At 53.3% G+C, this 7,859-nt stretch carries 7 protein-coding genes and 1 pseudogene; 3 read left to right on the forward strand and 5 right to left on the reverse strand.

Annotated features, from left to right (window positions below; all coding sequences use genetic code 11):
* On the forward strand, positions 1-715 hold a 715-nt coding region (mutM, locus tag QNK41_RS01370), incomplete at its 5' end, for a DNA-formamidopyrimidine glycosylase (RefSeq protein WP_319252976.1).
* Positions 716-802: 87 nt separating this feature from the next.
* Here mutM and QNK41_RS01375 read toward each other — a convergent pair.
* From QNK41_RS01375 to QNK41_RS01385, 3 genes are all read right to left on the reverse strand, one after another.
* Positions 803-1,348 carry a CBS domain-containing protein gene (locus QNK41_RS01375; RefSeq protein WP_319252978.1) on the reverse strand — a complete coding sequence of 182 codons (546 nt, stop codon included), beginning with the start codon at positions 1,346-1,348 and terminating at the stop codon, positions 803-805.
* A gap of 120 nt (positions 1,349-1,468) precedes the next feature.
* Positions 1,469-2,956 (reverse strand): SLC13 family permease, encoded by a 1,488-nt coding sequence (locus QNK41_RS01380; protein WP_319252980.1) that lies wholly within the window; start codon positions 2,954-2,956, stop codon positions 1,469-1,471.
* A gap of 54 nt (positions 2,957-3,010) precedes the next feature.
* Positions 3,011-3,565, reverse strand: coding sequence for an HPP family protein (locus QNK41_RS01385; protein ID WP_319252982.1), 555 nt, complete (start codon positions 3,563-3,565; stop codon positions 3,011-3,013).
* Positions 3,566-3,947: 382 nt separating this feature from the next.
* Here QNK41_RS01385 and QNK41_RS01390 point away from each other — a divergent pair, with 382 nt between their 5' ends.
* Positions 3,948-4,523 carry a CBS domain-containing protein gene (locus QNK41_RS01390; RefSeq protein WP_319252984.1) on the forward strand — a complete coding sequence of 192 codons (576 nt, stop codon included), beginning with the start codon at positions 3,948-3,950 and terminating at the stop codon, positions 4,521-4,523.
* Positions 4,523-5,944, forward strand: coding sequence for a transferase (locus QNK41_RS01395; RefSeq protein WP_319252986.1), 1,422 nt, complete (start codon positions 4,523-4,525; stop codon positions 5,942-5,944). Before QNK41_RS01390 ends, QNK41_RS01395 begins: the two co-directional genes overlap by 1 nt.
* 231 nt (positions 5,945-6,175) lie before the next feature.
* On the opposite strand, the gene QNK41_RS01400 is transcribed toward QNK41_RS01395, so the two are convergent.
* Both QNK41_RS01400 and QNK41_RS01405 read right to left on the reverse strand, forming a co-directional pair.
* Entirely contained in the window at positions 6,176-6,919 is a 744-nt protein-coding gene (locus QNK41_RS01400) for a hydrogenase (protein WP_319252988.1), read from the reverse strand.
* Between the two features lie 277 nt (positions 6,920-7,196).
* A pseudogene (locus QNK41_RS01405) lies at positions 7,197-7,859 on the reverse strand (hydrogenase); the annotation flags it as partial.

The raw sequence follows: 7,859 nt of genomic DNA on the forward strand, positions 1-7,859 counted from the left end.
CTTCTGCAATAAAATCAAAGGTCGAACAATCCGGCAGATTTCCCGCCGGGGCAAATATATCGTGTTTGACCTGTCCAGCAGCCTGACCTTGATGATCCACCTGCGCATGACCGGGCGGCTGAACTGGGAGCCCCGAGACCAGCCACGCAACAAACATGAGCATGTGATCTTGGACGTTGGCCAAACGCATAGCCTGCGTTTTCAGGATACGCGCAAGTTCGGTCGTATTTGGCTGACCACGGCCCCGGAGAGAATTCTGGATCACCTGGGCCCCGAACCGCTGGAAGAAAACTTTACGGTCGAACGGTTTTCGGAGATGCTGCAGACGACGAATCGCCAGATCAAACCGCTGCTGTTGGACCAGCATTTTCTGGCCGGCCTGGGCAATATATACGTGGATGAAGCCCTTTGGGAGTCCGGCATTCACCCGCAGCGTACCAGCCGTTCGCTCACCGTTGATGAAGTCCCGATCCTGCATCGGGCCATCCCCCGTGTCCTGAACAAGGGGCTGAGGAATTTAGGCACGTCTCTGGGTACCGGCAAGAGCAACTTTTACCTGCCGGGCAGCCGACCGGGCGGAAATGCCGAAAAACTCAATGTATTTCGCCGTACTGGCAAAGCTTGCCCACGATGCGGCAGCACTGTCGTACGCCTTGTCGTGGCCCAGCGGAGCAGCCATATCTGCCCGGATTGTCAAAAAAGACACCCCTATTAAAAATGGCAAAGCGCAGATGGCTGATATCCATCCACGCTTTTTAAAAAAAATCATTTCACCCGTGTTGGGAATTGATTTTATACGGAACTATTGGTTGACATTGCAGGCCAATAAACCTTTCCTGACCACCTCGAACATGTCGCCGAATCGCAGGACTCCGGTGACCGTTTTGCCGTCCTTGACAATCAGGGGTTGGTGAACGCCCATGACATAGAGGTTCAATGCTTTTTCCAGGGTGTCACTCTCCTGGATGGATTCGACGCTTTTGGATACATGCATGACCTCGGCGACGCTTTTTTTGCTGCCGCGCTGGCAGATATCCTGCTCCGGCTCCAGCCACAGATTGAATTCTTTTACCGCTTTCATGACGAAATCGTTGGTGAGTGTGCCGGTCGCAAGGCCTTTCATCATCTTCTTATAGCCGGGCTCCAGTGCACGGAAGATGTCGATCATGGTGACCTTTCCAAGGAACTTACCAGCGTCGTCGACCACGATGGCATCCCGGTGGGCGTGGGCATTGGCCTGCTGCGCCGATTCAAGGGCCAGCAGGACGTCAACCAGGGTATCCGTCTTTTTTACCGATACATAGTCGGAGATGGGGATCATCAACTCTTTGACAAAAATCTTTTTCATTGTTTTACCTCGCTGAAATCGTTAGCGCGATGGACTGAACCGCGGGTAACGATAGGAAGCAGCCCTGCCGCTATAGGCAGCAGGGCTGCTTCGATCATGTCAGGGCGACGATTTCATGTGTCAGCCGCCGGTCGTAATGGGCATGCCCATAATCGGCCAGAGCACTTTGACCGCAAAGGCGGTGACCACCATCAATATAATGCTGGCCGGAATCCCCCACAGGAAAAATTCGGCGGTGGTGAACTGTTTGGAGTCGTAGGCGATGGCATTGGGGGCGGCGCCAACCAGCAGGAGGAAGGGCATGCCGGCCACCACCAGGGATGCAAACAGGATGACCTCTCCGGACACGCCCAGGTAGGGCGCAATGACCAGGGCCACCGGCAGGGAGATGGCGATGGCGGCCACGTTCATGATAAAGTTAGTCATCATCATCACGAAAAAAGCGATGCTCATGACGAAGACGAATCCGGTCGACTCCTTGAACATGGTCAGCCAGTTCACGGCCATCCATTCGGCAGCGCCGGTTTGCCAGAGGCAGAACCCGATACTCATGGCACCGGCAAAGAGCAGGATGATGTTCCAGGGAATCTCTTCCAGGTCGTTGATGTCCAGAAGCCCTGTGGCAAAGAAAAGAATGGTCGAAGTCAGCAGTACGGCTGTCTTGTGGGGCGGTGTAAATTCGGGCATGGTCGATTTCAACACGGCCGACACACCCAGGACCAGAATGGCGGTTCCTACGATGACCGCGGCGGTGACTTCTTTTCTGGTAATGCCCCCCATCTCCTCGCTCAGCCTCTTGGCTCTCTCGCGCAGGCCGGGGATGGTTCTTTTTTCAGGTTTCATGACCACCATGAAAAAACCCCACAGGAGAAAGGTCATCAGCCAGCCGATGGGCGCCATATAGTAGGACAGTTCAAAAAAACCGACGGATTTTCCGGCGACTTCATTGTAAAAGCCCAGGGCCACAGCACCACGGGCGGCACCCAGCAGGGTGACGATGGAGCCGGCGCCCGCGATATAGGCCATGCCGATAAATAGGCCCTTGCCGAATTTGGTCGGCTTATCGCCTTCGCCGTACATGGCGTAGATCGCCACCAGCAGCGGGTAGATGGTGGCGGCCACGGCAGTATGGGCCATGATGTGGGTCAAGGCGGCGGTGAGGACAAAGCAGCCCAGGTAGATCATGCTGGTTTTTTCACCGACAATGCCGAGCATCTTGTAAGCGATCCGGCGGGTCAATCCGGTTTTGGTAAAGACCAGGCCGACCACGATCGAGCCAAAGATGAAAAGCACGCTGGGGTCCATGAAATCCTTGAAGGCTTCTTTGGCCGGCCGGATAAAGAAAAGCACCTGGAGTACGCCGATGGTTAGGCTGGTCACGCCGATGGGTACCACCTCGAAGACCCACCATGTGGCGGCCAGCAGAAACACCGCCAGCGCGCCTTTGCCTTCCGGAGAGAGCGCAAAGGCTTTTCCCTCGGGATCGAGGGCGGCCGGCCAGGGAGGCGAATAGTAAACGACGACAAACAGAATGATACCGATGGCCATAAACAGATATTTTTTCCAGCCAAGCCCGATTGCTGGAAACGCTGCTGCATCGCTACTCATTTATAGTCCCTCCATTGCAGACATAATTGTTGGATTACTTAAAATCATTTCCAGTTAATACTTACAGGCCACAATGGCATCACAGACGAACTCACAGGCATCGGTGAGCCTCAGCACGCCGACGACGCGCTCGTCTTGGGTCACCAGCAGCGACTGATGGTGGCCCAAGACCAGCTGATGAATGGCTTGACCCAAGGGGGCGTCGGGTTCAATCATCTGACTCTCTTTGGGTGTGGCCATAAAGGCCTTGACCTTGATCTGGGCGGCTTTTTCGCAGATTTGATCCATAGGGTCCTGCCACAGTTTCATGGATTCGAAGATGGCCTGCTGATATTTACGGGTGAATCCCATATGCGTGGGACCGCTGTCGGAGAACATGTCATCATACTTGGGCTCCAACGATTTTAAAATGGCATGCAAATTGACTTTGCCCACGATCTGCTGATCTGCGTCTAAGATCAAGATTGCCCGGTGCCGATACTTGGTCTGGTCAAATTCCGCATGGGATTGTTTCAAGGCCGCAACGGCTTCATCGAGGGTGGCATCTTCGGATACCGTGGCGTACTCCGACAACGGTACCATCAGGTCTTTTACCAGTTTTGTTTTCAAATCTGCTCCTCCTCTCATCGTTATTATCCTATTGGGCATCTCAACCCATTTATATCGTATTGATTTGTGTGTGTGGAAGTAAAATTTGGAACGCCAGCGGTTGTCTACCACAGGGGATGGGTAAGATCAAGAGAATGGCAATTGCCACTGGTATATTTAACTGATAACGCGGTGGCAGGCGACGATGACCGCGCCTGGAAAAAAAACAGCCATCGAATCTGTTGGAGATGTTACTTCCTGACTAATTAAATGATTATATGGGTTATGATTTATTTCTTGACATATTCATAATAGTTACGTCAAATTTAAGACAATAGGCGAACGGATTCCAAATGCTGGAAAAATAGGCTTTGTTATTGAACTTTTAAGCTGGAGACTCCCTGTGAAGAACTACATTGTCAAAGATTTAATGGTGCCGATCTCGGAGTACGCCACCGTGCCCGAGGAGGCGACACTTTACGAATCAGTACTTGCGCTGGAGAAGGCGCAGGAACAGTTTCAGCAAAGCCGCTACTCCCACCGGGCCGTTCTGGTTCTGGACAAGAACAAACGGGTTATCGGCAAACTCAGCCAGATGGACTTTCTGTGTGCGCTGGAACCCAGGGATGCCAATCTGGATCAAATCAGAAAGTTCAAACAGTATGGCTTCACCCGCAAAGCCGTCGCCCTGCAACAGGAAGAGTACCTGAAAAGTTCCCCGCCCATCTTGGATGTGTATTCCAAAGCCGCCAAGTTGAAAGTCACCGATCTCATGCAGCGGCCACCCGAAGGCGAGTACGTGGATGAAAATACGTCCCTGGATATGGCCCTTCACCAGTTGACCACCGGTTCCAATCTCTCGTTGCTGGTTACCAGGGATGCGGATATCGTGGGTGTATTGCGGTTGGCTGATGTGTTCGCCGTCGTTTTCCATGCCATGAAAGAATCCGAATCACAGCTATCAGACGGAGAGGCATAATGAGAGAACTTGAAAAACTCTTTGACCGGATTATCCAACGCGTGAACATCAACCTCCGGGAGTTGGAGTTCGATGTTCATCCAATGGTCAATAAGCTTGTTCCGACCGGGCAGATGACCAAATTTTATGCTTTTTACGGTATCACCCCGCATCATCCCCTGAACCTGGTGTTCAAGCACGCCAACCTCTCCGGCAGCTATTTTTTGGGACGATGCCGGGTGACCAACTCTCTGCTCTATAAGAGCGACATCCGCGGCGATGAACTGAAAAAAAAGGGAGATCTGTTCCAATACCAGGAGTTCGATATCCCGGTGGACCAGGATGAAGAGATTCGCATCGACGACAGTTTTCTGATCAAGACCCTGGTCCACAATTTTTCCCATGACCCGGAGACCCTGGAACGATTTTATATTCGGGACACCATCTCAACCCATTACGCCAACATTCACGGATCGCCTTCCGACGGCTGTTATTTAGGGCCATTTTCGACGGTGGATCTGACCACCATGCGAGACTGTGTTATCGGCGCATACTCGTATGTTCAGGCCGGTGAAATTAGCCACTTGAATATCGAACCGGGAACCGTATGGGTCCGTAAGCCGGGTGATTTCAATTTCATGTACCGTTATCCGATCAATCAATTGAACAACTACACCTATTTTGCCAGCGGTAGTCCGCCCCAAGGGGTGTTCATGGATTTTGTGGAGGATCGCAAGGAGGCATTTCAGCGGGTGTTTAATGTGGTCAACATTGAAAACCCAGTTACCGTTCCAGCCAGTGCGTCTCTGGACCGCTTCGCCGTGATAAAGCCGAAAACTCACATAGGAGATAATGTGCTGGTGGCCCAGCGAGCGTTCCTCCAGAATTCCTGGCTCGGCAGGGGCGCCAATGCTCAGGAAAACTGCTATATCATCAATTCAAAACTCAAGGGTAACAATGTTACCGCCCACGGTGCCAAGATTATTGAAGCGGATCTGGCCACCAACGTGTTTGTGGGATTCAACAGTTTTCTCAGGGGGCGACCTAATGCAAGGCTCAGCATTGGTCAGGACAGCATTATTATGCCCCACACGATCATCGACACCCGCAACCCCCTGGCCATTCCTCCCGGCCATCTGGTATGGGGGTTGATCCAAGAAGCCAAAGATTTGGAAGTGAACAGCATGCCGCTTAAGCAGTTTTCAAAGATCGACACCCGGATCTGTAGAGGCAGCATGCTCTTCGAAGGCAGCGGTGGGAGTTTTGTTTCGGCATTTCAGGAGCGGATTCACCATATCCTGGAAGCCAACGGCGCCTTTTTCGATGGCAATTTGAATCGCGGGCATGCCCAGCGCAACCAGAACATCTCCTTTAATACGCTTCAGCCTTATCCCAAAGGCGATAAGGAAGGGTTGTACCCCACCATTATTATCCAGCCATAAACAACGGCGGGATCCTGTCCATATGGGCAGGATACCGCTGTTGTTATCCACCATTCTTATTTGATGAAGTCGAAAAAAACTCATTTTGGACGGATTCGTAAAAACCCGAGATCAAGGCTTGCGAATTTTGAGAATACCGCTATCGCGGGTGCCGTAGGCAGCGTACTTCTGGTACGCCGCAGTGACGAGAAATGAAGCGTAACGCAGATATCGGATTTTTTACGAATTCGTCTATTTGAAGAAGGTTAGCAGTGCATGCAGATTGCTCATGGGGTGCGGCGGGCAGCCGGGAATGAACAGATCCACGGGTAGTATGGCGTCCAGCCCTTCACTGACCTCGGGGCTGCCCCGAAAAGGGCCGCCGGTCAGCGTGCAGCTACCCACGGCGATCACCACCCGGGGTTCGGGGGTGGCCTCAAAGGTCTGCAGCAGGGCCGTTTTCATGTTGCGGGAAATCGGGCCGGTGACCACGATGCCGTCGGCATGGCGGGGAGAAGCGACGAAGTTGATGCCGAAGCGGGCCAGGTCGAAAAACGGGGTGGCCAGCACGTTAAGATCCGCTTCGCATGCGTTGCAGCCGGCCGCCGACACCTGGCGAAGCTGAAGCGACCGGCCGAAGAGCTTTTTAAAGTGCTGTCGGGAATGCGCAGCCAAGTCCGGGAGGTCACCCGCGGTGATCAGGTGTTCCTTTTCGGCAACGGAAATGGCAAAATCCTGGGTGAAAGTTACAAACTGGCCTTTGCCAATACGCTCGCAGGTGCCGCAGAAGACGCAGCGCCCCATGTCGATGGTCTTGGCCGCGGCATCGATGGCCTCCTGGGGGCAGCCCGCCGCACATGCGGATGCAACCTCCGCCGGCGCATCAGGGTTGATTTCCGGCCGGCCCCGGTAGCGGGGCAGCAGCTGCACGTTTTCCTTGGGGTATTTAGAGGTTTTGCACCCCTGTTCGAACCTGTTTTTCAGCACATTTAGCATATTGGATTCGCTTTGCCGTTATCGATGTGTTGGTGAAGTATGATTCTCATCTATAGATGATTTACGCTTTAAAAACTACATTCCCGACGGTTTCGAAAAACGTTCGAGATCAAGGCTAGCGGGCCGCGAAAGCGAGCTTTAGCGAGCTAACAGTATATTGATCTTCATCATTACGGCGAACATTCATGTTCCATCCCGAGAAATGAGGCTTACTGACGGTACGCCGCAGTGACGAGGGATGAAGCGTAACGCAGATATCGGACGTTCTACGAAACCGTCAAAGGTCAAACCCGCAATACGACAGGTTATAGCTCTTGTTGTTCAGCGGGAAATCCGAAATTCCCGTATCTCTGAGAGACATGGACAACCCGTTCCAATTGTGGAAAGAGGGGTCCTTGACTTTGTAGCGCAGGATATCTCCCGCCGCATCGGTGAGGATGCAGTGCGACAACTCCCCCCGCCAGGCCTCGTTTAGCGTGACCACTAAAGATTCGGGCGCCAGGGTCATTTCAGCAACGTCGATGACATGGGTTTCAACCGGGTTTTGCAGCAATGATTCGATGATCTGGATGGACTGCATCACCTCGTCGGCCCTGACCTTGGCACGGGCATACACGTCCCCCGTGGGTTCAGCATTTTCAGGGATGTCCAGACGACTGTACTGCTCGGTGGGGAAGCATCGCCGAACATCGTAGGTGATGCCGCAGGCGCGTCCGGCCGGTCCCACCAGCCCCATCTTTTCCGCATCGGATCGACTCACCTTACCGCAGCCTTCAAAACGGGAACGGACGCTCGAGGTGGAAAAGAGAAGGTCGATCGTATGCTTGACCTGGGGTTTGAGTTCACTGATGCGGGCGGTCAGATCTCGACGGTTGTCGTCGTTCATGGGGAACCGAACTCCGCCCGGGCGCACCAGCCCTTTCCCGAATCGGTTGCCGCA

This window comes from Desulfosarcina sp. (assembly GCF_033791525.1).
Taxonomy (GTDB): domain Bacteria; phylum Desulfobacterota; class Desulfobacteria; order Desulfobacterales; family Desulfosarcinaceae; genus Desulfosarcina.

Bases quoted from the DNA above. Each gene is read 5' to 3' on its own strand.
- QNK41_RS01375 (WP_319252978.1), bottom strand. From the start codon at position 1,348: ATGAAAAAGATTTTTGTCAAAGAGTTGATGATCCCCATCTCCGACTAT.
- QNK41_RS01400 (WP_319252988.1), bottom strand. From the start codon at position 6,919: ATGCTAAATGTGCTGAAAAACAGGTTCGAACAGGGGTGCAAAACCTCT.
- QNK41_RS01395 (WP_319252986.1), top strand. From the start codon at position 4,523: ATGAGAGAACTTGAAAAACTCTTTGACCGGATTATCCAACGCGTGAAC.
- QNK41_RS01380 (WP_319252980.1), bottom strand. From the start codon at position 2,956: ATGAGTAGCGATGCAGCAGCGTTTCCAGCAATCGGGCTTGGCTGGAAA.